Genomic DNA, 24,357 nt, shown 5'->3' with positions numbered 1-24,357 from the left:
GCTTAAGCAAGGTCGCCAGAAGGCTAACCTGCCTCCGGACCACGCATGAGTTTGCAGGGGTTACGGACAAACGAGCGACGATTTTTCGGAGGAGGATGGATCGTGCGCCATCTTTTGGCGTTATTAATCCCTGTCACGGCGCTTGTGGGAATCGGCGCGTTTCAGCAGGCCGGTTTCGCTCAGATTCGTGCCTCCATCACGGCCACGTTTCCAGCAGTCCTCTTCGCGGAAGCCCCATCCGGTGACGGGCCCCCTTCCGACCCAGGGGAAGAGGGGGACAACGTCGGTCCCGGGATGATTGGCCGGCTGATCCCCATTCAATTGCCTATCACCGGTCCAAGTGGTGCCCGGGTGAAGCAGCTCATCCTCCGGCTGATCGATAATTTCAAAGGTCAAAAAGACAAACTCGTTTTCATTCTGCGATTCGATACCAACAAGGGTGAAGAGGCCTACGCGGCACGAAGTGAATTTGGAGCCTGCTATGATCTTGCAGATTTTCTCACGAGCGAGAGCCTTTCCGGCATTAAAACCGTGGCCTACATTCCTTATCGAGCGGAGGGCCACGCCGTGCTCGTCATCATTGCGTGTGACGAGATTTACATGGCCCCGGAGGCAGAATGGGGTGCTGCGGGGATTGCCGAGCGGCGGATCACGCCCCCGATGCAAAGCGCCTATCGGCACATCGCCGAACGCCGCCGCAGTATCCCCGTCGCGGTGGCACTGGGAATGCTGGATCCGTCCCGAACCGTTCTCCAGGTCGAGACCGATACCGAACGGCTCTTCGTCACACCGGATGAGCTGGAGCAAATACGAAAAACGCGGACTTTACGCGGCGCTCCAAGTGTAGTGTTTCCAGCGGGACAGCTCGGGCGGCTGACGGGTCGTGAATCGCGGGCGCTGGATTTGATCAGCAGCACCGTTGCCGATGCGCGAGAACTCTATGCCGCCCTGGGACTTCGCGCCAATCTCGTCCAGGAAGAGCGATTCGTCGCGGATCACTGGCGGGCTGTTCAGGTCCTCATCGAGGGCCCCATCACTCCAGCATTGGTCGAGCGTGCTCAACGACTCATCGAAGAAGCAAGGCAGCGAAAAGAGGCCAACTTCGTCTGTGTTCGAATCAACAGTGAGGGAGGTTCGCCACGTGAGTCACTCAAACTCGCTTCGTATTTAGCTGCCGATTTGGATTCGCAAAAAGTTCGAACGGTTGCCTATATTCCCTCCCGCGCGCTGGCGGACGCCGCATTGATCGCCGTCGCCTGCGACCAGATCATTATGGCTCCCGGAGCCTTGCTGGGGGGAGAAGGAAACGCGGTGCCTACCGAGGATGACCTTCTCCAAATCAGGCGCGTCGTGCGGGAAGTGATCGCCAAACGCACTGGTCGCACCTGGTCGCTCCCCCTTTCGCTGGTAGACCCCAATGTCGAATTGTTCCGATACGTGCGCAAGGGGATGCCCGATTTTGCTGACTACATGTCGGAGGAGGAATGGGCGCAGTTACCCGACAAAAACGAGTGGGAGAAAAAAGACCTGGTCAAAGAAAAAGGTAAACCTTTGCAGGTGGACGGCGCGAAAGCAGTAGAATACGGTCTGTCACGGGACCTCGTCGAAAGCTTCGCTGAGTTCAAGGGACTGTACGGGCTGGAAAACGATCCTGCTCTTCTGGAACCCACCTGGGTGGATACTCTCTTGCGGGCGCTTTCTTCGCCGTATATTGCCGTGCTTCTCCTGATCATAGGCGGGGTGGCCTTACTCGTGGAAGTACAGACACCGGGAATCGGAATCGGGGGATTCCTGGCGGCGGTGTGTTTCGTGCTGTTCTTCTGGAGCCGGTTTCTCGGAGGGACGGCCGGGTGGCTGGAGGTCCTTCTCTTTTTGCTGGGGGCTAGCTGCCTGCTTCTGGAAATCTTTGTGCTACCCGGCTTCGGCATCTTCGGGCTGGGGGGCGGACTGCTGATTGTGGCCTCTTTGGTGCTGGCCAGTCAAACGTTCATCGTTCCGCAAAATAGTTACCAATGGCTTCAGCTCCAAAAGTCCCTTTTGATTCTTCTCTTCGCAGCGATCGGAATCGGCGTGGTCCTGGCGTTCATCAATCGGTGGCTGCCTAAAACTCCTGGTCTTAAGCACCTCATGCTTGCTCCTCCGTCCGAAAATGAGGCGGAAGATATGCTTCGACGGCGAAGCCTTCTGGACATTGACGAATCATTTGTGGGGCAACGAGGCGTCGCGGTCACAAAGTTGTTACCCAGCGGTAAGGCCCGTTTCGGCCAGCGAATTCTCGACGTTATCTCGCAGGATGGAGATCCGATCGATCCGGGCACTCCGGTCGTGGTCACCGAGGTGCGTGGCAACCGTGTCTATGTTCGTCCCCAAGTGCCGTAAAGTGCTCACTGTTTCTTCACGTTGTTTTCTCCGTCTGGCGCGTACAGCGGCAGGCGACTGCGGCAGGGCAGGTTTGCCTCCACATTCTGCCGACACTTTCCGGGGAAATGCCACCTCATAGGTCAACGCACCGCATTGCGTACTTGCTCGACGTGCATCACTGTGATACACTGGCCTTCGACTGGCATGGAAAAAGTGCGGAAACAATGCCCGTTTGATACTGCCTGTCGGGCCGGTGGGTGGTAAGAGGGAGTGATGGATGAACACGTGGCTTTGGCCGGTTCTGCTGATGCTGACAGGCTTGTTCCTGGCTATTCTTGAGCTGTTTTTTGTTTCTCACGGCATTCTGACTTTCCTCTCCTTGTGTGCTGTCGTGGGGGCAATTGCCACCGGTTTCATGTACAGCACCGGTTTGGGCGTCGCTTTGCTTCTTGTTAGCGTCTTCGGTATCCCTGCGTTTGTCATTCTGGCGGTTTATCTCTGGCCCAAAACACCGGTAGGAAAGCGGGTGATGCTTCCGCCGCCCCAGGTGGAGGCGTGTCTCCCGGATAATCCCAAGCTTCGCGAGTTGCGGAGCCTTGTGGGACGGGTGGGCAAAACCAAAAGTCCGATGTTGCCCGCGGGGGTGGTCGTCATCGATGGCCGGTCCTATGATGCTGTCAGCGATGGTTTTCCGATCGAAGCGGATCAATGGGTGCGTGTGGTGAACGTTTTTGGTTCCTGGATTACGGTCCGCAAACTCGAAGAGGGGGAACAGCCTGTTGACCAGAAGCCGGAGCAACAGCCCGGCGAAAACTGGCGTGAAAAGCCGATCGACGAAATTGGTCTGGATCCATTTGCTACTGCGTGAGAACGAGTCGAATACCCATCAAACACGAAACGTGCTTCAGGACGGGTGGAATTGACTTTGGTGGGGCTCAATGACAACGGAATGTGGCTAGAATTGAAAAGCTGTCGCGAAAGCTGTTGATGACCGCAATGTAGCACTGCATGTTCAGCTTTTGTCTGCCGAGAACACAAGGAAAGGGTTGCGAGATGCTCCCGATTGCCCAGCAAAACCAAGATATCTTCCAGATTATCGGCTTCGTGCTCATCCTTGCCGCGATTATCGTGGCACTGGTGTTTCTGGCGGTTTTCTTCAAGTTCTTTCGTCTATGGATTCAATCGAAAACGACCGGGGCCCGCATCGGAATCCTCGACCTGCTGGGTATGACGTTTAGAAAAGTCCGGCCCGAGGTGATTGTTCGTGCAAAAATTATGGCGGTGCAGGCCGGCATCACAGAGAAAGACGGCGTCACCACGCGAGCGCTGGAGGCCCATTATCTGGCCGGAGGCGACGTCAACAAAGTGATTCGTGCTATGATCGCGGCACGGAACGCCAAAATGACGGAGCTTGATTTTCGGCTGGCCACGGCAATCGATCTGGCAGGTCGAGACGTTCTTGAGGCCGTACAGACCAGCGTATATCCCAAAGTGATCGACTGCCCCAAGAAGGGCTCCGGCAAGGAAGCCCTGGAAGCCGTCGCCCGCAACGGCATCCAGCTCAAAGTGCAGGCACGTGTGACTGTCCGGGCAAACATTCTGCAGTTGATCGGCGGGGCCACGGAAGAAACCATCATCGCCCGGGTAGGTGAAGGCATCGTCAGCGCCATCGGCTCCGCTGAAAGCCACTACGAGGTTCTAGAAAATCCCGACAGGATTTCCAAGGCCGTGCTGGCGCGACGCCTGGACCGCCAGACGGCCTTCGAGATTGTCTCCATCGACATTGCCGACATCGACGTAGGCCAGAATATTGGCGCGAGGATTCAGGCCGATCAGGCAGAAGCTGATATGCGGGTGGCACAGGCCAAGGCCGAAGGTCGTCGGGCCATGGCCGTCGCCGCCGAGCAGGAGAATTTGGCCCTGATCGAAGAAGCCCGGGCAAGACTCGTGGAGGCCGAGGCCGAAGTTCCGCGAGCCATCGCGGAAGCGTTCGAGTCAGGCAAACTGGGAATCATGGATTATTACCGGTTGAAGAATATCCAGGCGGATACCGAGATGCGGTCGGCAATCGCCCGGATGGGTGTCCCGGTTACCCAGCAGGTTCGGCCGCAGCAGGCCGGTTAACTGCATGGCTTGTTCAGTGATCCTTTGTCCTACAGGAGCTGAAAATTCATGGCACCGAGTCATATTTTCATTCTGGCCGATTTCACGCAGCTCATTGTAGCACTGATCATTATTATTCTCTCGATAGTTGGGTCCATCATCCAAAACCGGCAGGAAGCGCTCAAGCGCGAGCAGCAAAAACGAGCTCGCCGTCCCCGGCCTCCGGACGATAATATCGATGTCCTTCTTAAAGAAGCCGAACAGAAGCCGCCGCGTACCACGATCGAACGTCCGCAGGTTCGTCCCAAGCCGCCGGGAAAACCTCGTACCCAATCTGTGGGTTCCAGCCGAACAGCCCCATCCACACGACTGCCAGAACCATCGCCTGGGGATGTCGTGACGGCCTCACTTGCCGATAACCGGGGCGAGGAAACCATTGCGGAGCATGTGGCGCACACCTTTCAGAAAGGAGTCTCAGAGGAAGGATTCGCACACAAGCCTGCAGGCAAACCGACAACACCAGCGCGTGAAATGCCTGTGGCTTACGAGGCTCAGCCGCCGCAGCCGCCGGAAGCAGTACCCACGATCGCTGAGGGCGTCTCCACACCCCCCTCTGCCGTGCCCACGGAGGCTCCGTTTCACCCGCTGTCTCAGATTCTCCTGAATACATTCAGCACTCCGGAGGGGATGGCCACCGCCGTCATCCTGCGGGATGTTTTGGAGCGCCCCGAATGGCGATGGCGGCGACAGTGAGTCCTGTCGGGAACTCTGAATCCCGGCGAGAATGATGACGTCCGTCAATCGCCCCGAGGACCGGTACCAAAACACGAGTCAAGGGCCACTGTTTCATCATCTGGTTGGACCTGAGTGGTTTGACAATTCGGACAAAGAGCACCAGAAAGGAGGATGTCCCAGATGACTGTTCCAACCGCAGATCCCTCCCGAACCCGAATTGGTTGGATTGGCACCGGGGTGATGGGGGCGGCGATGTGCAGTCATTTGCTGAAGGCAGGTTATCCCTGCACGGTATTCAACCGCACTCGTCAGAAAGCTGAGGGGCTGCTCGTGGCCGGGGCACGCTGGGCCGACAGCCCCAAGCAGGTTGCTGAAAGATCTGATATAGTCTTCACCATCGTCGGGTACCCACATGACGTCCGGGAGGTGATCCTGGGCCCACAGGGAGTCCTTCAAGGCCTGGCGCCCGGGGGAATCGTCGTCGATATGACCACGAATGAACCCAAACTGGCCATCGAGATCCACGAGGCTGCCCAGGCCAGAGGTTGCCACGCCCTGGACGCTCCCGTGTCGGGCGGAGATGTCGGTGCCCGTGAGGGGCGCCTTTCCATTATGATCGGCGGCCATCCAGATGTTGTTGAGGCGGTCATGCCGTGCTTTCGGTTGATGGGCAAGACCATCGTCCATCATGGAGGCCCAGGTGCAGGACAGCATGCCAAAATGACCAACCAGATTCTCATCGCCTCGACAATGGTCGGCGTGTGCGAGGGACTTCTCTATGCGTATCGGGCGGGGCTCGATCTCAATAAAGTGATCGAGTCCGTTGCCTCCGGTGCAGCCGGAAGTTGGTCCATCTCTAACCTGGGGCCCCGAATTATCCAAAATCGGTTCGAACCGGGTTTCTACGTGGAACATCTCATCAAGGACCTTGGCATCGCCATCCAAGAGGCCAAGCGCATGGGGCTTGTCCTGCCCGGTCTGGCACTCGCCGAACAGCTCTATCTTGCGGTCGCGGCATGCGGCCATGCGCGAAGTGGGACACACGCACTTCAAATTGCCCTGGCACGAATTTCCAATATTGATTGGCTCAACCGCCCACCCACCTGGGCCGGTTCCTCCACGGGGTAGCCAGAAGAACGTCGTTTTGCTCCGGCCTTACAGCAGTCTGCACCATGTTGTCATTCGCAAGGACTTGGAGGTGAGGTATGCTCCGGTATGCATGTCTGGCTGTGGGAATTCTTGGTCTTGTCGTGGGAACGGCCCACGCCTGGGGTCCGCATCCGCAGATCACTCGCGCGGCTTTGGAAGTTCTTCCCAATCTTGAGGAGGTCAAAGAAAAGCTTGGCGAGTCGAACCTGGCGGCACTCCAGGAGTACTGCTGGCTTCCCGATCATCGGGGACGCGATCTGGGAAGTTTCTACGCCGATGATTTCCTTCTCATTCCCGACCTTCCGAGGCATGTGGGCCACGTCATGCCGTCAGTCAAGGTAACCTTTGAACCTTATTTCCGCCATGCCCTCCTGGCGCTCCGCACGGAGACACCCACCAACGCCTGCCGTCAACTGGGGCCGCTTGTCCATTTTGTGGAAGACGTGGGGGCTCCACCGCACGCGAAAGAGAACTGCCCTCACCACGGGGAATTGGAAAACTGGGTTAAGGCAGAACTCATCTCGATCAAAGGATACCAGCCCAAACTCCTCGGCCACACCGATGAGGAGGCCCTGGCCGGATTGCTGAAGCGAATTGAACGGCTTGTGGAATTCTCCAAAGAACGCGCGGAAAGAGCACTGCCGCTCGTGTCGCAGCCCAATCCGGACCGTTCCCAGGTTGAACCCATCATCTTGGAAAGTGCCTTGGAAACCGCTCGAGTGACCGCCGATGTCCTCTATACCGTTTTCACGCTTGGATTGAAACCAGGCCCCGGGCCTGGTAGTGCTCATCTCACTGTCTTGGTTTCAGCCCCCAAGCTCATGGAAAACAATGACCAGGAAGCCCGTGTCGTCCTGCTCGGCTCGCCCTATTCCACTCTCACCCAGGTCCAAAGCACGAATACCACGGACCAATGGCTGGGCAAAGCCGAGTTCCATAATCTGCCAGCCGGAGCATACGAGCTTGCGGTGTATCGTCCCGGCGCATTACCGGGCAAAGCTTCTGTTACTCTTGCTGACGGGGAAGCCAAACAGATCGAAATTCCGCTTCTCCCCAGCGATCCACCCCAGAACCTCGTTTATAATCCCGACTTCACTCTCCGCACCCTCCCCATCGAGACCCCAGATCGATGGACGGTCACAACCAATGGCCCCAACAAAGTGTGGACAAGCGCGACTATGGTCATCAAGCCAGGCACGACCTATCGTTGCGGCGCCGCGCTAAAATCTTCCAACGCCACAGTCACGTTTATCGCCCAACCCGCCCAAAAACCCGGAAAAACTGTGGCACCAGTGCGGGTGTCGATAAACGGCGCACAAACAGACCAAAAACACTACGAAGTCGAATTGACCGCCGATGAGGATCACTCCACGTTGGTCGTCCAGATTTCTGGGACGGATGACGCTCCCAATCTGATCGAGAAAGTCTGGGTGATCCCGGCACGATAATTCCCTGCGCTGGCTGATCGTAACCTGTTGTCTGCTGCTAGGAAGGGACGCGCATCTCCAAAAGGCGGTGCGCAGGGGTGGAATTTTGCCCCGAGGGAGTCCGGACGGTCACGCGCACATCGCCATATTGGATAAACCATTTCACCCACCGGTTTCCGTCATCTACTTTTTAGAATGGTGGAGCCAATCCACGAACTGGCCCGATAGGGCATCGAGTCTGGCACACACTTCAAAAAAGTGGGTGAGACGGTTCACGAGATCGTGCAGGTCTTGTGGCCCAGCGTGACGAGCCTGCCTGCGTCAACCTCTGACAATTCCGTCGGCGGGTGTATTTGCTGGACGTCCGGCTCAATTAACGGAGCGACCTGAACCATGGGCTTCATAAACTTGATCCCACGGTACGGCCAATCTTGTGCGCTGAATTATCGCGACGGTGCGCTGATGTTCCGGGGAAAGAATTTGCACAAAGCCATTCCACCAAAATAAAGGAGGCAGAGGGGAATGGCCATCAAAAGTTGGCTCGACGGATCCGGAGGCGTCAAAATCGCCGCAATAATGAATATGACCACCACTGCAATACGCCATTGCGACCAGTAATCCTGCAGTGTGAAAATGCCAATCCGCTCCAGGAAAAGCATCACCAGCGGCAATTGAAAGCCAATACCGAATCCCAGCGGGAGGATGAGCACAAAAGACAACCACTCACTGATTCGCGGCTCGAGTTGAATTCCAAGCCAGTCGTTGAACTGAAACAGGAAGGTGAGAACCGGCTCGAACACGTACACAAACGCGAGCGCCGCCCCGGCAAGAAATAAGGCCAGACTAAATGGCAAAAAGATGTAGACAAATCGCCGTTCATGGCGATACAATCCAGCCGCCACAAACGACCATATCTGGTAAAACACCCATGGACTGGAGATGATCGCGCCAAAAAGGAACGACGCTTTCATGTAGATGGCGAACGCCTCGTGGGCACTCAAACTCCTTGCTCTCACCCTCGGGTCTTCTTTCGCTGGTCGCCACAGAAACACGTGCATCAGTTCGGAATCGTCGACCCGACCGGGTTCCAAAAGAGCCACACTGGCCAGGCTCGTCAGATTCCCATGTTCCCGGTGAAACGTAGCGATTCCCTTCTCAATCTGGCTGGAAACTCGCCCCAGCGCGTCAACCAACTTTTCCCGGGCCTCATCGCTGATGGCCCCCCCCGCTACGACCATCTCTTTCAGCTTTGCAATCTCTTTCGTGGAAAGCAAACCTGTAGGCTGGCCAGAGGACGTGTTTATCGCCATCTCGCCCAGTACGGCAGGCCAGCGAGACTCGAGGACGTCAAACCCACGGAGAAGCTGCGCGAGACGATTTGTGTCGTGCGGAAGAGGTTCCCGGGATTCCAAAAACTTCTTGAGGCTGACCACGGCGTTTTGATCCTCTTCCCACCGCTTCCGCATCGCCTGGAGAGCCGATGCAAACTGCACAACTAACTCCCGGGGAGAAACCAGGTATTCCTCCGCGAGCACCTGCTTCGAAACCACAAACTGCGATGCGGCTTCTTCCGTGAATGGTGTTTCCACCCCAGCCGCACGTAACGTCTTAATTTGTTGTGCCACTTCCCTCTGGGATAGCCGAATGTAGTGCTCGGTGAGGGCTTTTTCCAGCGGTCGCTGGATCAGCATGACCACCCAGTTACCAAAAATGAGGCCGATCACCACGCCAACAGCGAGGCCCAAGAGAGCGCGGAATAAGGACTGCCGCAACTCTTCCAGATGCTCGCCGAAGGTCATCGTGGATTCTCGGAAGAGATCCTCGTCGGACTTCGGAGGGGGCAGGAGGCGGATCATAGACGTAATGGGGGTAATCTCCTCTTCTTATTGCCGTCCAGTGCGACATTCGACGACAAACTTCCCATATCGCCATAGTATCACGGACTCACTCACCCGGCAACGCTCCACCTGGCCAACACGTCCCCACCCTTTATCCGGAAGCAGTAATATGGCAAAGGCATAATTGTGCTGAAGGGGCAATTCATGAATTGTCCCTACAGTTCAACAGGAACTGAACTCATCACACGGACACACTCGGTGAAGTGGACTGCGTGAGGGCACGATGTGGACGTGACACGCTGGTCGCTCCGCGTTGGCTCGCGCGAGCAGATGTCAAGCTCCGCACTCCTTTTTGGCACCGTAAAAGAATTGACGATGAGCCGGTTTGCAAAGCGGTTTTCCGTTCTGCCACCGAGACCTCCCATTTTGCAAAGGACAGACAGGTAAGCCCCCTATTCCGTTATTGGCGTCAGAACAACTTCATCCCCCTCGTTCAGCCCTTCTCGAATTTCTGCTTCACGGTCGTTCATCAGTCCGACCTGGACTAGCCGTCGGCGAATGGCACCCTTTTCTCGGATCCACACGGCCCACCGCTGCTGATCAAGCTGCACCACGGCAATGCGGGGCACAATCAGCACATTGGCCCGCTCCTGCGTGATGATATGGACACGTACCCGGTAGCCAACCCCCACGTTGTACTGCTCCCGTAGTTTTGCAATAGTCTCCGGGGCTAGAGTTACAATCACCTTGACACGCTGTTCCTCCACCCCGAGTGAACTCAATTTGGTAAATGCCGCGGGATAAATACCGCTGACCTGCCCCTGGCAGACCGGCACGTCCTCACTCGACCCCAGGAAAATATCTACCGGCATGCCCGGTCGGATGCGAACGGCCTGCTCCGTAAGGATGTCGGCTTCCACTTCCAGGTCCTCCCACCGTCCTATTTCCAGAAGTGGGGTTCCCGCTGTCAAAAACTGTTCATGGCTCACAAACCGGTGAAGGACGACTCCGTCATAGGGGCTTGTCATGACTGCCCGTCGTGCATTTTCCTCCGCCATTTTCAATCGTGCCTGGGCTTCCGCCAGTTGCTGTTGAAGCTCGCCTTCAACCAGGGACTTGCGTTCGATATACCTCTGAATGAGAGTGGGCAAAAGGTTCGTGGCAGCCTGAAGGGAAGACAGCGCCGCATGGACGAGGCGATCCTGACGGTAACCGAGCGAGGCTTCGATGCTTGCTAATTGGGCACGATCCACATCGTCCTGGGATGCGGCCCCCGACCCCACCAGGGCCGTCACCCGTTTGAGACGCGTTTCCGCATAGTTGTATCGGGCCTCGCTGGCATTGGCCCGAGCTGCCGCTGCCTCCACCGTGGATTTCATTGACTCCACATACTGCTGTGCTTGTTGAAGGGCCGTCTCCTCCACGCGATTGTCTCGATTGGTGCGAATGGCTGCCTCGACACGCGCCACTACTGCCCTTGCCTCGGCCAGCATGTTCTCGACATCCGCCGGTACGATTCGTGCCAGAACCTGCCCCTTTTTTACCTTCGTTCCTTCCCGCCAGGGGATGGCCTCAATCCGACCGTTAAACGGCATGCTGATCAGGATGGTTTCAGGCAATCGGGTCATTCCCCGTTCACTGATAAACTCCCTGATCGTGCCACGACGGCAGGGAATTACCTCGGTCTGATTGTTTTCGTTCGCACCTCGAAGAAGAACGTACAGAACCAGCCCCAGCGCACACAGAATGAACGATGTTCCCAGAACCCGCACCGCCCTTCCCGCAAAAGCTCTCCTCGTTGCCATCCTCGTTGTCCCTCACTCATTAGCCTTGACGGTTTCCAGCCAAGCGGTTCGCCAGATCATTATTTCCACGACCAGGTGAGAGGCCGCCGCAAACACCGTTCCCCAGAATGCCGTGAGCAACCACACCCGAGGCGGAAACAAAAGCGGCATGCGAAGCACGTCGCTCTGGTAAGTTGCGACGACGTAGTCCGCAAGAACGTAGCCCAAGGGCAATCCCATGATCAGCCCCAGGGTCAGAATCACCAAGTGTTCCCGAGCGAGCAATCCGCCAATTTGAAGCGGCGTATAGCCGGTCACGTAAAGAGCGCCAAATTCCCGCCGTCTTTCTTCTACGGCAATCACTCCCGCGCTGAGCAAAGCACCAAAGAACAGAGAGCCGGCAAATCCAATTTCGAAAGAAAGAATCACCCAAATGTTGCGGAGCAACGTGTTTTCCAGGTTAGCCTTCATATCGGCATGGTTGAGCACCTCTTCTACTTCTGCCAGTTTCTTGAGCGATTGAAAAAAACGCAGGCGTTGCTGGGGGTTTCGATCCAAGCTGATCTGGATACGATTAACCGGATACTCCTCTCCCAGAACCTGTGTTAGGTAGGCGATATTCGCGTAGACTGCCGTCCCCACATAGTCATCAGCGATCGACGTAATGGGAGAGCGATACCACTCCCGGCGGCCCTTGACCGGACGCCACTCGACCTCGTCTCCCGCCGCAAGTCCAAATTCCTGGGCCAGTTGCCGACTGATCACGAATCCAACCGGGGGAATCGCAATGGCATGACCTAATCGATCGCGTGGCACGGTGAGCCGGCGGTCCTGCCGCAGGCCGGTAACCGCCGTCAGCTTTTCGCGTCCCTGATATCGTAAAGTCACGGGGACAGCCAGCACTGGCTCGACCCATCGAACTCCCGGAAGCTGCCGCACCTCGTCCATGACGGTATCGTTTTGCTCGTTTTTCAGAACCAGTGTCGCGTCGCTGCGGTACACCCACTGGAAGTGAAACGTCATCAAGTAATCAATCCCGATCGTCAGTGATAGGATCATCGACATCACCGCCGTCGCCAGGAGTCCCGTCACGAGACCCGCAACGGTGCGAAAAGGATGACGGAGCAGATACCGAAACACCATCCGCCACGGCGGCGTGAGCGTCTGCCAAAAAAATCGCAACCTTTCCAAAAACACACTGCCTCCCACAGGGGGCGCGGCGGGTCTCATGGCCGTGGCCGGTTCCAGCGTGAGAGACCGTCGCATTCCCTGCCATCCTCCCGCCGCAGCCGCCAAGATCGCCAGAGCCACTGCCTCGATGTGCAGGTCAGGATAGCACCGACTTGGTAGCCTCGGAAATTCATAAAACCGGCCATAGAGGTAGGTCATCGAATTCGCCAGCCACTGCCCCAGGCCACATCCTAGAATTCCTCCCAACGCTCCCACCGCCAAAGCATATTCCAGGACATGCCAGCCGATGAGGCGATCGTCCATTCCAAGAGCTTTTAGTGTTCCGATAATAATTCTTTGTTGTTCTATCCGCCGAATCATGACAATATTCACGATAATTCCCGCAACAATCAGAAATACAGCCGGAATAATAAACGCGAATGCTCGCAGTCCTTCAATTTCCTGACTCAAGAAAGTGTTCGATGGATATTCATCAAGAGGCACATTGGAAATCACTCCGTATTCGTCTATCCTGCGCTCAAGTTCTGCAAGAATCGTCCTCGCGGCCTCCCGAGCTGCGGGCGTCAGCCGTCCGACGAGTTCATTCGCTGCTCCCGCCATGTCATAAACGTCCTGGGCAAAACTGTCCTTCAGATAAAAAATGCCGAATCCCTCCCGGTCAGGAACGATGGCTGCCGGCCCCAGCGGATAGACAAACTCGCAACTGAACGCCGTGCCAACTATGGTCAGATCCTCTCGACGCCGTCCTAGGTTGAGCGTGATCTTGTCTCCCACCCGCAGTCCATGCGCCTCCGCAAAGACATCGTTGACGATCACTTCCTTCGGTTGGGTGCCCGTAAAATAGCCCCCACGCAGGATCTCAATTTGATTGAGCGTGGGACGAAAGCTATCCGGTAAACTGATGGCGACTCCCGCCAGTGGTTTGTTCTGGTCGGGCAGGTCAACGGTCACCGGGAACCGGATGCGCGGTTCGATCTCCACAATTCCGGGAACGTCTTTCAGACGGGCAAGTTCTCCCCGCGGGAGTTTCTTGACCGAAATCCAAAAGTCTGCCATGCGTCCCCGGGAGTAGTAATAATCGCGTGCCCAGCTCAGGTTACGATGCGCTGACCGCATGGCAACAAAGCAGGCGATGCCCACCATCGTCACCAGGACGATGGCCAGAACCGTCATCCCGGAAGCGAGCAGCTCTCTCAACAGTTTTCGATGGAGCAAACCGAACATAGGCTCGTTTCAAGCAATTTGGGCAAAAACCCGGCCAGCAGTTTGTGCCGTCCTACCACTGAATGCTTTCCGGCGGCAAAGGGTGGGGTTGGTGGAAAACCTCGACAATTCGTCCACTTCGAAGCCGCACAACCCGGTCGGCCATCTGCGAAATCGCTGTATTGTGCGTTATCAGCACTACCGTCTTTTTCATTTCGCGGCACAAGTCCAGCAGCAACCGTAAAATCTGCCTTCCAGTTACATCGTCGAGTGCACCGGTCGGCTCGTCGCAGAGAAGAAGGGGCGGATTCTTGACCAAGGCCCGGGCAATGGCCACCCGCTGCTGCTCGCCCCCTGATAGTTGGGCGGGAAAACTGTTCGCCCGTCCGCGAAGCCCCACCTTTTCCAGCACCTCATAGGGATCCAGCGGTGAGGTGACCAGGTTGGCCGCCAACATGACGTTTTCAATCGCTGTCAGATTGCTGATCAGATTGTAAAACTGGAAGACAAAGCCGATCACTTCCCTTCGATACCAAGTAAGTTTTCCGTGCGAAAACGTGGAAAGATCCATCCCTCTATACAACACGTGACCGACAGTCGGCCTGTCTAGTCCCCCGATCAGATTGAGCAACGTGGACTTACCCGAGCCACTCGGCCCCAGAACGACCAGGAACTCCCCCTCATAAATGTCCAGACTGACGTCTTTTAAGGCTTCTAATATGACTTCCCCCATTTGAAAGACTTTCGTGACCTGCACAACCCGTAACAGGTCGCCTGACGAATCAGTCATCGCCTGTTTTGATGCTGCATGGTGCGTCCAACCAAGAAATCGGCCCAGCATCAGTGGTCTTCCCGGTAACTCATTTGAAAAAGAGGAAGAAACGTCCTGTTCCCGTTCCCCCGGTGTTTCTCATCAGTTAAGAGCAGCACCACAATTTGCTATTGTACGGAATATACCACAAGAACTGGGAGGAACCGGTAAACCGAAGTTGTTTGCAAAAATGATTGTCTCGCCCGTACCGTTCCCGACGGTCGTAACAAAACGATCGCATCGCCGATCCGTTTCTCCACATCAAAGCCACTCCGGCCGATGTTTGAGCTAGGTCGTTCCAGCCTGGTGTGTGCTTCCCAACGCCGCGAGTCAGTCATGACAGTCCTGCGTGCCGGATCCATCGAGCGATCCTTTCACCACGAATTGCCGGTTAGTGCGCGCCGGCTTGGCGAATGGGTGCTCATCCGCCCGGTGGCAGAAGGCAACTGGACGCAACTTTATCAGGCCCAGGCAGCGTCAGCTTCACCGGGGTCACCACCCCAATACGCCGTCAAAACAATCCGTCCCGAGTGTTTCGATTCTTCGATTGCCCAGCGAATTCTCGCCCGGGAGGTCGAAGTTGCACGGATGGTGACTCATCCCCATATTGTGCCGGTACTTGCATGGCAGTTGCGTCACCCGCCTCAGTACGTTGTGATGCCCTGGCTGGAAGGCGTCTCTTTGAGAGACTTGCTCCGCCAGCGTTCTCCTCTTCCAACGGCTGAGGCCCTTTGGCTGACACGCCAGATTGCCGAGGGGCTGGCAGCTCTCCATGCAGCGGGATGGATTCACGCCGACCTTAAACCGGAGAACATTATCGTCAATTCCGATTATCATGTGACGCTCATCGACCTTGGCTTCTGTGTTCGCCAGAGCGAGATCCAAGGTCGCCGGCGCCTCATTGCCGGGACACTTAATTACATCGCACCCGAGTGGTGGACCATGGACGGGAGGCCGGACGCGCGGTCCGACCTTTTCAGTTTGGGAGTAATCCTTTACGAAATGCTCTGTGGTCGACGACCCACCAATGCGAAGACTTTAGATGAACTGGTGGCACTGCACCGTACCTGGCGTCTTCCGGCCGCACAGACTGTGCGTGGCACACTACCTCGCGAACTCGTTCGGCTGCTGCGGAGCCTCCTCGCTCGGATTCCCGAACGACGACCGCACTCCGCGACCGCTTTGATTGAGGCACTCTATCCGCTGGAAATCGAATTTTTCACCGATCGCGACTATTCGGCAGCCTTAGAGCACGCTGGCACAAATACCGTCTTCTCCCGTCACTGCTGAACGTTCGCTCCCAGTAGTTCAGCCGGAATCATCCGTCGCAGGTCGTGCAGGAGATTTTCGCCGATTTCGTTTAAATCTTGCCAGCTCAATCCCGCGGAGTTCAGAAACAGATTCAGCCAGTCGCAGTACCGGACAAGCACCGTGACGTCCCAAGCCATCTCAGAACGCGTGGCCGTTTCGAGAAGGCTCTCCAGGGAATGTGTCACCCGAACGACCGCATCTACCGGAACCACCATAGCGGCCGACTTGATGGTGTGAAGAGTCCGGGCCAAGTCCACCACGATGTCAAAATTGCACGACAGATCAGGTTTTCCGTGTCTCTGAAGCTCAGCAACCAATTTTCGCAAGAACTGGGAACGATGACGCAATTCATGGAGGAACGTCTGCCACAAGTGAGGATCCACCTCTTCTGGCGGCTCGACACAGTTGGTTATCTCGAAGTCATCATCGTCGGGAGTTGGTTGATCCTGCTGCGTGCCAGACTGTCCCGCTCCGCCTGCGATCTCTGACGGGTTTTCGCCGGCTACAGTCTCGTTAGGGGACGAGGCTGATTGGTCAGAGGGGGTTGTCTCCCTGGATGCGTCTGCTGGTGTGTTGTTGACGACATCTCGCACAACACTGGACTGACCTTCCTCGGGAATCTCCTCTGTTTCGGTTTGGGGTTCCTTTTCCTGCCAGACCATGTGAGCCATGTTTGGCGCGGACTCATCGAACGGCATCTCAGCCTGCTTTAGCTTACCCCATTCCCTTTCGTTGTGCCCGGCTGCGGGAAAGCATGACGGGGTCGAATCCGAGGGAAACGAATCGCTCACATCCTGAGTCTCTGTACTTCCTGACTTAAAGATCAGTTGGTCGGCGTATTCGACGACATGGCAGAGGTCAGGCTTGGCCACCTGGGCATCCGCTCCCACGGCCTCCCCTTTCCGCCTATTCTCGGGAGTGATGATGCTCGAGTAGAGAAGGACCGGAATGTCGTGCAATTGAGGATGCGTTTTGATCCGCTTCGTGAGATGAAGGCCGTCCACCTGAGGCATCTCAATATCGGCGATGACAAGGTCACACGGCAGGTTTTGCCTCGCGGGACAAGCATCGGTTTGTCGTTCGCGGATTCGTTGTTCCAACCACTCCCAGGCCTGTTTGCCATTCTCAAACACAACCAGCTGACAGTAGCCGCTGCCCAGAAGTGTCTGCTGGATCGCCTCTCGAACCGTGGGCGAGTCTTCCACCAATACGATGGTCGCTTCCTGACGCGGGAGTTGCTCCGGATTGTCCACAGCGGCCGTGCGAAAGTATTGACTGGTCACCTCATCGAGAATCATCTCAAAATCGAGCATGAGGATGAGCCGATCTTCACAGCGAGCTAAAGCCGTGACCGGTGTTTGGGAGAGATCTCGCCACCCTGGCACGGCCAGAACATCTTCCCAGCTCAGGCGATGAATCTTTTCCACACGATCCACCAAAAAAGCCGTCTCCTGCTGATTGAGATCCGTGAGAATTGCGGTTGTCTCTCCTTCTCCCTCGTATCGAAGCACACCGAGAAAATCTGCCAGCGAGACGCAGGGAACAACCTGGTTTCGCAGTTTGAAAACGCCCCGAATGCTTGGATGGGCATTTGGCAAATAAGTAATCGCCGGCGCCGGCAACACCTCCCGGACCTTCGCGACGTTCACCCCAAACACGTAGTCTCCCACATCGAAGACGAGGATTTCCAACTCGTTGGTTCCGCTTTCAAGCAAAATCTCTTTCTCCAACAGTAGACGGCTGATCTTGCTCATGGACTTACCTCGTCAAGCCAATCGGAAGGATTTGCGCACAGATTTCTGCGTGCCGGTCTGTCACTTGCTAAGGCGAATTATCAGCGGAGAACGTCTTACCATTTGCAGGTCCCACGGATTTCCCGTTTGACCGTTCCCATTGGATGGACCATTAACGCCGGAAGGGTGGCACCTGCGAGAAAGTCAGCCAATAATCAGGTTTCGTCAAACTCTCTCCTGGCGAGACTTTTAGCCTCAGAGAATCCACAGCCATAATTATTTGGTGCCCCTTTTTCAGGATGCTGGCTTTCACAGGCGGGAAACACCGAGGCATGCTTCACAATAACCTACGTCACATTCGCCGTCCGCTGGATTCGGAGCCAGGATATCCACACTCAGTCCCAGCCGGGGACTACCCGCATATTCAGCATGGTGAGCGCATTTGGAACTCGGTTGCAACGCCGGATGGCCATGTCGAAGATGTTCAGTGCGGTTAACGCCAAATCTACTTCCGCCGGCCACCAATGTTGCATTTTCTAAACGCCAGACATAGAAAACCGCACAACCGTGCGTCAGGGTGGTTGATAACGACTTCTCTCGGGCGTGCCGATTTCGCCCCGTTTCTGAGGAAAAGTGTTCCGCAACAGGCCAAGAAACAACGCACTTGCCCGTGAAATCGCGCCAACGGGCAAGCCATGGCACAGAGTTTGCTCGTACAATCGCTACGCCGTGTGATCGTGCTGCCTGTACAGATCGCTGGAGCTCAGAGCGCGGACGGTCGCGCGAATGCCGTGGCGGCGCCGACCGGGTTGGGAACCACTGGGGTCCCCTGTTTTACGTTCAAAAATGGAGGGTCAACCGTGATGGCACGTTGGCTGGCACATCTGAAGCAGGAAGAGGGTGTTTTGACGTTTGAATGGATCCTTCTGATCACCATTCTCGTCATTGGGATCGTTGGTGGCCTGAGCGCTGTGCGGGATGGAGTGATCACCGAATTGGGCGATGTCGTGGAGGCCGTCATCTCTCTCGACCAGTCTTACCTGATCGCTCACCCGTGGGAAATCAAAATCCCCAATTGCGAGACCGACGGTGCCTCCGGCTCCTCCTATCAGGACTCCGCCGGTATGGCCCAACGTCGGCTTGCTAACGGTGACTTGGATCAGGATCAAGATCCGATCGGCGATTGCAGTCCGCTTGTGGAGCGACCTTTCTGAAGTTCGGGTGGCGATAAGCACACCGGCCGCGGTGTCGCCGCCAAGGGCACAGACAGTTCCTTGCATACCGGCGGCGGAGATGCTCCGCGGAACTCCAAGTCGGCAGTTAGAGCCGACTTTTTGATTGCGCGGACCCCGCTTATTAAGCTAAAGAAAAAGACGAAGCCCGGTGGGCGATTGGAAGGCACTACACAGGAGTCGCAACCATGTCGTTTCGCTGCGGTATCACGTGGGCATGCCTTCTTGTGACGACAACAGCATACTCTGGTCTTTCGGCGGCTGATGCGTGTGTCCCCGCTTGGCATATAATGCCCGGCTTCAGGTGGGCGCAATATCCCCTTCCCGCCTGCATCCTCGATCGGGGTCTCCTTCCTTACGAAACGAACATGGCGCCGTACTTCGCTCAGTTTCCTGTCATCACAGTCACGCCTGATACCGTGCAGCGGTGGGGCCGCTTGGTCTATCGCTCAGATATAGCGCGCTACGGCGACCAGTGGACCCGACAAACCTGGTGGAATTACAGGTGGATCGCGCAGGCTTTGGCCAAAGGGGAGATTCTGCCAACGAATTACTCGTCGGTGCCATGGCCGAATATGAAAAAGTCCGATCGTCTCCGGCAGGCCTTACGGCCTATTCTTGTGATCAATCCATTTGCCGGGAACGATTCGAACAGCGGGCCAGACCGCACTCCACCCGCGGTGTCCTCGGAACTCGGTGGCGATTCCAAGGTGACAATACGTCCTGGCTCCAGCGGTCCCCAGCCCCGGCGCATCATAAACCCCTTTGTAGCGGGGAACTGATCTCGCCATCCCGCCCTATTCCTCTGACGAGGACGCCTTTCTCCTCACTACCTTTCCCTGACCAATGGCCGCCCCGCCGCAGGTGGTAAAACACCACGCACGTTCCCTGTCGGACGCGCCGATCAAAAATCGGCGAGTTCAATGTCATCTGCTGGCAGAAGGACTCATAAAAAACCCTCCCCGATTTGGGGAGGGCCATGTCGCGGATATATATCGTCTATCCTGACCGCGGAAAGGGCGGTAGTAACTCAGTGCGATGATCTGGTAACTACTTCTGCTTCCGGGCAGCCTTGGTCGGCGCCGGTGCCTGAAGGAGATTGCGGAATCGTGCGAACTCCTCCACAGTCACCTTACCGTCCTTGTTGTCATCCAGCCGTTCCAGCATGGCCTTGACTTTCGCCTCGTCACCACCAAGGTTTTTGAGGCCCTTCAACTCGTCCACACTGAGAACACCATCACCGTTGGCATCGAGTTTAGAAGCCATCTTTTTGCGGGCCTCTTCCTGCTTGGCCACAAATTCCTTGAATTCGTCTTTGGTCACCTTGCCATCCTTGTTAGCATCCCACGCTTCCAACAGTTTTTTCGCCCGCGCTTCGTCGCCCTTGAGCGGTTTCAACGCAAGGAGTTCAGAGAGCTCCACCGTCCCGTCTTTATTGCTGTCCACCTGGGCCCACATTTCTTCCACCGTGAGTGGACCTTTGGCCTTCTTTCCCTCCGCCCCTGGTTTTGCTGCCTTCTTTCCAGCCTCAGCCCAGGCCACGCCCGAGACCATCAACAAGCACACCACCGCAGCCAGCATGACGCGTGCAACTTTCATACAAACCTCCCTAACCTACGCAGTGACCGAAGGATTGGTAATTCGGGTCAGGGCCCGGCGACCCTCGACCCTGCGAAACACCTGTTCTCCGCGGCCGGTTCATTGGTAAAAATTGCGCCTCAGTCCACTAGCGCACGTGGCCGAATGGAGTGATGCATCGCCCTCACCACTTCACGACAGCGACCGCCGGATACCACTTATGTGGCACCCAATACCATTCCCAGATTGGATCCCTCCGGATGGCGGCCATCGAAATTTGGTCTTCCGGCGACCGCAGCCTCTTTAGTACACTCCCTCTCCCCATAAGCGGTGGTTAGCGTTTGTCGGCGTCTCCGTGATGTCTGTGCCGTAGGTGGTTCACCAAATCGTCTTCGAAAGCGAGGGAATTGGATAATGACACGTGCGCTTCTGGCTTACATTGATCCCGGCTCGGGGGCAATTCTGCTACAGGTTCTTATCGCTGCCGTTATCGGAGGGATCGCCTTTGTCGGTCGAATCCGAAACTTTCTCGTTTCCACCATCACGACCGTTATCAAGGGCCGTCGAGGCCACGGCGAGAGGCCGTCCGAGACTTCAAAGGCGGATTCTCCCGTACCGCAGCGCAAAGCCGCCTAACCCGCCGTTCTTCACCTGATCGTCCGAGTTCTTACAGGAGTTCTGCTGTAATCCCGGGGCCCCTTATGACCGCTCAAACATGCCCGTTGACCCTCAACGCTTTGAGCAGACGTGTCGAGGCTTCATTCCGCGACCCTGAAGGCTACGTGTTCCTTCGGGAAGGTCGCGTCTATAGAGCTGTGGCCTCGGAGCTCGCAGCGCGCCTGCGGCGGGCGGAGGAAATTGGGGTTCTTCCAAAATTGATTGAACAGGGATGGGTAGTGGGCACTCGTTTTGTCCGGGAACCACACCTCCACAGTACTTTGGAGCGTGAACACCCCGGATGGCACCACTTTCTGGAACACGACCTTCTGCCACTGATTACTTATCCCTACGAATGGTCGGTTTCCATGCTGGCCGATGCCGCAGTGCTCACTCTCGATCTGCAAATCGAACTTGTTCAGGCAGGATTCTCACTTAAGGACGCGACCCCTTTCAATGTCCAATTCCTGGGCACGCGACCAGTTTTTATTGACCTCGGTTCCCTTGACGTTCCATCGCGATTTGATGTCTGGTACGCGCTGGGACAGTTTCAGCGGCTCTTCCTATATCCTCTTTTATTAGCTCGATATACAAATTGGGATTTACGTTCTTATTATCTTTCCAATTTAAATGGTCGAGACCCCCTTTTCATGGTTCGGGCAATGGGACGTTTGGGTCGATGGCGTCCCGCTCTACTCCTGGATGTGACGCTCCCCTGGCTTCTCACTCAATTTTCAGAATCAAAGACACGGGCTCCGCAGTCCCCCAGCTCCCGTGTTTCCATTAATAGGGAGCCCATGCTGTGGAATCTGCGGCGATTGCGACGCAAGGTTCTCCGGCTAGCGGATGGATACCGCCCAAAAGGCCTTTGGGCCAATTATACAAGCACGTGCAGCTATACCGACCGCGCGGAACACGCCAAACAGGGTTTCGTCCGATCAGTACTGACTCACGAGAAACCCAACTGGGTCCTGGATCTCGGTTGCAACACCGGTACGTATAGCGAGTTAGCCGCTGAGCTTGGAAGCCACGTTATAGCGGCTGACCAGGACCATGATGCCGTTGAGATGCTTTATCGCCGTTTGCGAAATAACGGTTCGACAATCTGGCCGGTTGTCCTCGATATTACGAATCCCTCTCCAGGCATCGGGCTCAATAACAAGGAGCGTGAACCTTTCCTACAAAGGGCACGGGCTGACTATGTCCTTGCCCTTGCATTGATCCATCACCTCATTGTTACAGGGAACCTTTCTCTCGACCGGATCGAAGAACTTCTTTTTGACCTTTCCTCCCAGGGCGTCATCGTCGAGTTCGTGCCCCCCAGCGATCCCATGTTCGGTCGACTCACCCGATTTCGCACTGACTCCTTCGAGCACATAACGCTCCCAGCCTTCCGTCGTACGTTCTCCCGGCGTTTTTCGATCGTTCAGGAATGCCCGGTGCCCGACTCAGAGAGAATACTGTTTTGGCTTCGACGAAAAGAATAGAAACGAATTCAATTCATTAGCACCAAACAACTGATTTTCCTATGAATATGACGGCGGTCCTGCTCAAAGACGCATCAGCCGGGGATGTGTCTGGAAAAACGGTCACTCCGCGTGATGGAGCGTACTCTCCACGATCCCGTTATTTTCAGGCAATCCGTGCGGCGGCCATCTCCATATCCGCCAGTTGCCTGTTCTTCCTGGGTCAGCTTCGCTCGTGGACCAATGAGCAAAATCGCTATCATTATTTTTGGTCTTTTCGCGATAGCCACGCTCTGATTCTCGCCGTCGGAATCGTTGCGGCCGTTATATTTATTGGTTGGGTTATCACACGGATAATTGGCAGTCTGACAATTCGCAGAATAAGTCAATTTATCTTTCTTGTCTTTTTTACTGATGCAGTTCTATCGGGTCTCACGTCGTTGTTTGTCGGCGTGGGATTCACCGCAAAATATGATTGGTTCTTCTGGACCACCTGGACGGTTATTGTGCTTTTCTTGGTTCCATTTTTTCAGCGGCTGTGGAAACCTGCCATGGCTCTTTGCCTCGTCTTAAGTCCCCTCCCGTGGATCCTTCTATTCCAGGTGCTCTCCTGGAGGCCCTGGAATCCCGCTGACCGACCCAGTTCAGCATTGACACGCTCGGTTCGTTCGCAACAGAGCGGCCTGTCCCATCTTCCTCCCATCGTCATTTTCGTTTTTGACGAATGGTCCTACGAGCGAACCTTCGATGGCCCAAATGTTCGGCCAGAATTCATTCATTTGGTAGACGTGGCGTCTCAGTCAGGTGTCTATCACAAAACTCAATCTCCAGGCTCCGCCACTTATTTTTCTCTTCCGCGGCTGCTCTATCAGCGAGCCGATGGCGAACTGTTCCCCCATCATGGACAGCTTTTCTGGAAAACGTCCGAAGACCGGACGCTGGTCAACGAGCAACAGACTCTTTTCGACGATCTATTGCAGGCGGGTTATCAGGTACGCGTCCTGGGGTTTTATCATCCCTATGAAATCCTGCTCGAGGGGCGGGGCATACAATGTCGTAGCTATCCCAATGATCCCAAGGGTGACTCAGTGATTGCTCAAGCGGGGTTGTTCTTGCTCGCTAATCTACGATTCCTAACGGATCCCCTCTCTCGTGTGACGTGGCGGCGATGGGATAGCGCGTTTTTCAGTCAACACTGGTTTCGACTATCACAGGAGTTTCACCGGGAAACCTTTCGTCTGATTGACCAACTCGGTCCGGGAATGTGCCTCTTGATTCACTGGCCACTCCCCCACGGCCCCTTCATCCTTGGTCCGCAGGGGCAATTTGTTGAACCGTATAGTCCGCAGCAGGATCGCACTTTCGGAACGTCCGAGCAGTACCATCGCCACCTTTTGCGTCTGGATACGGTTATCGGAGAGATCTGCGATCACCTTCGACGTAAGCAACTCTTCGATGATGCACTTATCATCATGACGTCCGATCATGGCTGGCGGAGAGATCCAGACCCTCAATTTCGAGAGGCAAATCCGGATCACCGTCACGTGCCCCTCTTCGTCAAGCGTCCCCAACAGACGGTGCGGGAAGATTTCACTGATCCATTCCCGCTCATTCACCTGTCAGAGGTATTCACCCAGGTAGCTTCTAATCCCCAGTGACTTAATAAGGAATAATCGTTTGGTATCGAGTCAGGGCATCTTTTCTCACCTGATCTCATTTCATAACCGCTCAATTATCCGTAAAATGCGATAGAAATGGATAGAGTCGCACCGTCGAGT

The 24,357-nt window shown here is 55.8% G+C and carries 18 protein-coding genes; 12 read left to right on the top strand and 6 right to left on the bottom strand.

Annotated features, from left to right (window positions below; translation table 11 throughout):
- Nucleotides 1–102 precede the first annotated feature (102 nt).
- The 6 genes from THTE_RS14855 to THTE_RS14830 all read left to right on the top strand — a co-directional run bounded on the left by THTE_RS14855 (nucleotide 103) and on the right by THTE_RS14830 (nucleotide 7,796).
- Nucleotides 103–2,379, top strand: a complete 2,277-nt coding sequence (locus tag THTE_RS14855) for an NfeD family protein (RefSeq protein WP_157732135.1) — start codon at nucleotides 103–105, stop codon at nucleotides 2,377–2,379.
- 259 nt (nucleotides 2,380–2,638) lie between these two features.
- Nucleotides 2,639–3,229: an NfeD family protein gene (locus THTE_RS14850; RefSeq protein WP_095416166.1), complete on the top strand. Its 591-nt coding sequence runs from the start codon at nucleotides 2,639–2,641 to the stop codon at nucleotides 3,227–3,229.
- A gap of 185 nt (nucleotides 3,230–3,414) precedes the next feature.
- A complete protein-coding gene (gene floA / locus THTE_RS14845; protein WP_095416165.1) occupies nucleotides 3,415–4,485 on the top strand; it encodes a flotillin-like protein FloA in 1,071 nt (356 codons plus the stop codon).
- A gap of 48 nt (nucleotides 4,486–4,533) precedes the next feature.
- The gene (locus THTE_RS14840; RefSeq protein ID WP_095416164.1) at nucleotides 4,534–5,217 is read left to right on the top strand and encodes a hypothetical protein; all 684 of its coding nucleotides are present in this window, start codon (nucleotides 4,534–4,536) and stop codon (nucleotides 5,215–5,217) included.
- A gap of 153 nt (nucleotides 5,218–5,370) precedes the next feature.
- Nucleotides 5,371–6,327: an NAD(P)-dependent oxidoreductase gene (locus THTE_RS14835; protein WP_420823850.1), complete on the top strand. Its 957-nt coding sequence runs from the start codon at nucleotides 5,371–5,373 to the stop codon at nucleotides 6,325–6,327.
- Between the two features lie 77 nt (nucleotides 6,328–6,404).
- A complete protein-coding gene (locus THTE_RS14830) occupies nucleotides 6,405–7,796 on the top strand; it encodes a phospholipase C/P1 nuclease family protein (protein ID WP_095416162.1) in 1,392 nt (463 codons plus the stop codon).
- 422 nt (nucleotides 7,797–8,218) lie between these two features.
- On the opposite strand, the gene tatC is transcribed toward THTE_RS14830, so the two are convergent.
- The 4 genes from tatC to THTE_RS14810 form a co-directional block, all read right to left on the bottom strand.
- On the bottom strand, nucleotides 8,219–9,574 hold the full coding sequence (gene tatC, locus THTE_RS14825) for a twin-arginine translocase subunit TatC (RefSeq protein ID WP_168175868.1): 1,356 nt from the start codon (nucleotides 9,572–9,574) through the stop codon (nucleotides 8,219–8,221).
- Nucleotides 9,575–10,065: 491 nt separating this feature from the next.
- Complete coding sequence (locus THTE_RS14820; RefSeq protein WP_095416160.1) at nucleotides 10,066–11,418, bottom strand: efflux RND transporter periplasmic adaptor subunit; 1,353 nt, start codon at nucleotides 11,416–11,418, stop codon at nucleotides 10,066–10,068.
- A 12-nt stretch (nucleotides 11,419–11,430) separates the two neighbouring features.
- Nucleotides 11,431–13,812, bottom strand: a complete 2,382-nt coding sequence (locus tag THTE_RS14815) for an ABC transporter permease (protein WP_095416159.1) — start codon at nucleotides 13,810–13,812, stop codon at nucleotides 11,431–11,433.
- A 52-nt stretch (nucleotides 13,813–13,864) separates the two neighbouring features.
- A complete protein-coding gene (locus THTE_RS14810) occupies nucleotides 13,865–14,632 on the bottom strand; it encodes an ABC transporter ATP-binding protein (RefSeq protein ID WP_237260157.1) in 768 nt (255 codons plus the stop codon).
- Nucleotides 14,633–14,938: 306 nt separating this feature from the next.
- Between THTE_RS14810 and THTE_RS14805 the strand changes: the two genes are divergently transcribed.
- Entirely contained in the window at nucleotides 14,939–15,892 is a 954-nt protein-coding gene (locus tag THTE_RS14805; RefSeq protein WP_157732134.1) for a serine/threonine protein kinase, read from the top strand.
- On the opposite strand, the gene THTE_RS14800 is transcribed toward THTE_RS14805, so the two are convergent.
- Entirely contained in the window at nucleotides 15,883–17,667 is a 1,785-nt protein-coding gene (locus tag THTE_RS14800) for a chemotaxis protein (RefSeq protein WP_095416157.1), read from the bottom strand. The two genes, THTE_RS14805 and THTE_RS14800, sit on opposite strands and share 10 nt — an antisense overlap.
- A gap of 839 nt (nucleotides 17,668–18,506) precedes the next feature.
- On the opposite strand from THTE_RS14800, the gene THTE_RS14795 reads away from it, so the two are divergent.
- Nucleotides 18,507–18,860 (top strand): Flp family type IVb pilin, encoded by a 354-nt coding sequence (locus THTE_RS14795; protein WP_157732133.1) that lies wholly within the window; start codon nucleotides 18,507–18,509, stop codon nucleotides 18,858–18,860.
- A 206-nt stretch (nucleotides 18,861–19,066) separates the two neighbouring features.
- On the top strand, nucleotides 19,067–19,660 hold the full coding sequence (locus THTE_RS14790; RefSeq protein WP_095416155.1) for a hypothetical protein: 594 nt from the start codon (nucleotides 19,067–19,069) through the stop codon (nucleotides 19,658–19,660).
- Between the two features lie 268 nt (nucleotides 19,661–19,928).
- On the opposite strand, the gene THTE_RS14785 is transcribed toward THTE_RS14790, so the two are convergent.
- A complete protein-coding gene (locus tag THTE_RS14785) occupies nucleotides 19,929–20,477 on the bottom strand; it encodes an EF-hand domain-containing protein (protein WP_095416154.1) in 549 nt (182 codons plus the stop codon).
- A 393-nt stretch (nucleotides 20,478–20,870) separates the two neighbouring features.
- On the opposite strand from THTE_RS14785, the gene THTE_RS14780 reads away from it, so the two are divergent.
- The 3 genes from THTE_RS14780 (at nucleotide 20,871) to THTE_RS14770 (ending at nucleotide 24,237) form a co-directional block, all read left to right on the top strand.
- Nucleotides 20,871–21,092: a hypothetical protein gene (locus tag THTE_RS14780; protein ID WP_095416153.1), complete on the top strand. Its 222-nt coding sequence runs from the start codon at nucleotides 20,871–20,873 to the stop codon at nucleotides 21,090–21,092.
- A gap of 65 nt (nucleotides 21,093–21,157) precedes the next feature.
- Nucleotides 21,158–22,600 carry a class I SAM-dependent methyltransferase gene (locus THTE_RS14775; RefSeq protein ID WP_095416152.1) on the top strand — a complete coding sequence of 481 codons (1,443 nt, stop codon included), beginning with the start codon at nucleotides 21,158–21,160 and terminating at the stop codon, nucleotides 22,598–22,600.
- A 41-nt stretch (nucleotides 22,601–22,641) separates the two neighbouring features.
- Nucleotides 22,642–24,237 (top strand): sulfatase-like hydrolase/transferase, encoded by a 1,596-nt coding sequence (locus THTE_RS14770; RefSeq protein ID WP_095416151.1) that lies wholly within the window; start codon nucleotides 22,642–22,644, stop codon nucleotides 24,235–24,237.
- Nucleotides 24,238–24,357 lie beyond the last annotated feature (120 nt).

It is taken from the genome of Thermogutta terrifontis, from assembly GCF_002277955.1.
GTDB classification, from domain to species: domain Bacteria; phylum Planctomycetota; class Planctomycetia; order Pirellulales; family Thermoguttaceae; genus Thermogutta; species Thermogutta terrifontis.
The sequence above is the reverse complement of the archived record's forward strand: the minus strand, read 5'-3'. Positions and strand labels throughout refer to the sequence as shown.

What these genes read in the sequence shown, in the direction of transcription:
- THTE_RS14780 (WP_095416153.1), top strand. Translation starts at nt 20,871, where the DNA reads ATGACACGTGCGCTTCTGGCTTACATTGATCCCGGCTCGGGGGCAATT.
- THTE_RS14820 (WP_095416160.1), bottom strand. Translation starts at nt 11,418, where the DNA reads ATGGCAACGAGGAGAGCTTTTGCGGGAAGGGCGGTGCGGGTTCTGGGA.
- tatC (WP_168175868.1), bottom strand. Translation starts at nt 9,574, where the DNA reads ATGACCTTCGGCGAGCATCTGGAAGAGTTGCGGCAGTCCTTATTCCGC.
- THTE_RS14830 (WP_095416162.1), top strand. Translation starts at nt 6,405, where the DNA reads ATGCTCCGGTATGCATGTCTGGCTGTGGGAATTCTTGGTCTTGTCGTG.
- THTE_RS14810 (WP_237260157.1), bottom strand. Translation starts at nt 14,632, where the DNA reads ATGCTGGGCCGATTTCTTGGTTGGACGCACCATGCAGCATCAAAACAG.
- THTE_RS14785 (WP_095416154.1), bottom strand. Translation starts at nt 20,477, where the DNA reads ATGAAAGTTGCACGCGTCATGCTGGCTGCGGTGGTGTGCTTGTTGATG.
- THTE_RS14800 (WP_095416157.1), bottom strand. Translation starts at nt 17,667, where the DNA reads ATGAGCAAGATCAGCCGTCTACTGTTGGAGAAAGAGATTTTGCTTGAA.
- THTE_RS14840 (WP_095416164.1), top strand. Translation starts at nt 4,534, where the DNA reads ATGGCACCGAGTCATATTTTCATTCTGGCCGATTTCACGCAGCTCATT.
- THTE_RS14775 (WP_095416152.1), top strand. Translation starts at nt 21,158, where the DNA reads ATGACCGCTCAAACATGCCCGTTGACCCTCAACGCTTTGAGCAGACGT.
- THTE_RS14770 (WP_095416151.1), top strand. Translation starts at nt 22,642, where the DNA reads ATGAATATGACGGCGGTCCTGCTCAAAGACGCATCAGCCGGGGATGTG.
- floA (WP_095416165.1), top strand. Translation starts at nt 3,415, where the DNA reads ATGCTCCCGATTGCCCAGCAAAACCAAGATATCTTCCAGATTATCGGC.
- THTE_RS14850 (WP_095416166.1), top strand. Translation starts at nt 2,639, where the DNA reads ATGAACACGTGGCTTTGGCCGGTTCTGCTGATGCTGACAGGCTTGTTC.
- THTE_RS14815 (WP_095416159.1), bottom strand. Translation starts at nt 13,812, where the DNA reads ATGTTCGGTTTGCTCCATCGAAAACTGTTGAGAGAGCTGCTCGCTTCC.
- THTE_RS14790 (WP_095416155.1), top strand. Translation starts at nt 19,067, where the DNA reads ATGTCGTTTCGCTGCGGTATCACGTGGGCATGCCTTCTTGTGACGACA.
- THTE_RS14805 (WP_157732134.1), top strand. Translation starts at nt 14,939, where the DNA reads ATGACAGTCCTGCGTGCCGGATCCATCGAGCGATCCTTTCACCACGAA.
- THTE_RS14835 (WP_420823850.1), top strand. Translation starts at nt 5,371, where the DNA reads ATGTCCCAGATGACTGTTCCAACCGCAGATCCCTCCCGAACCCGAATT.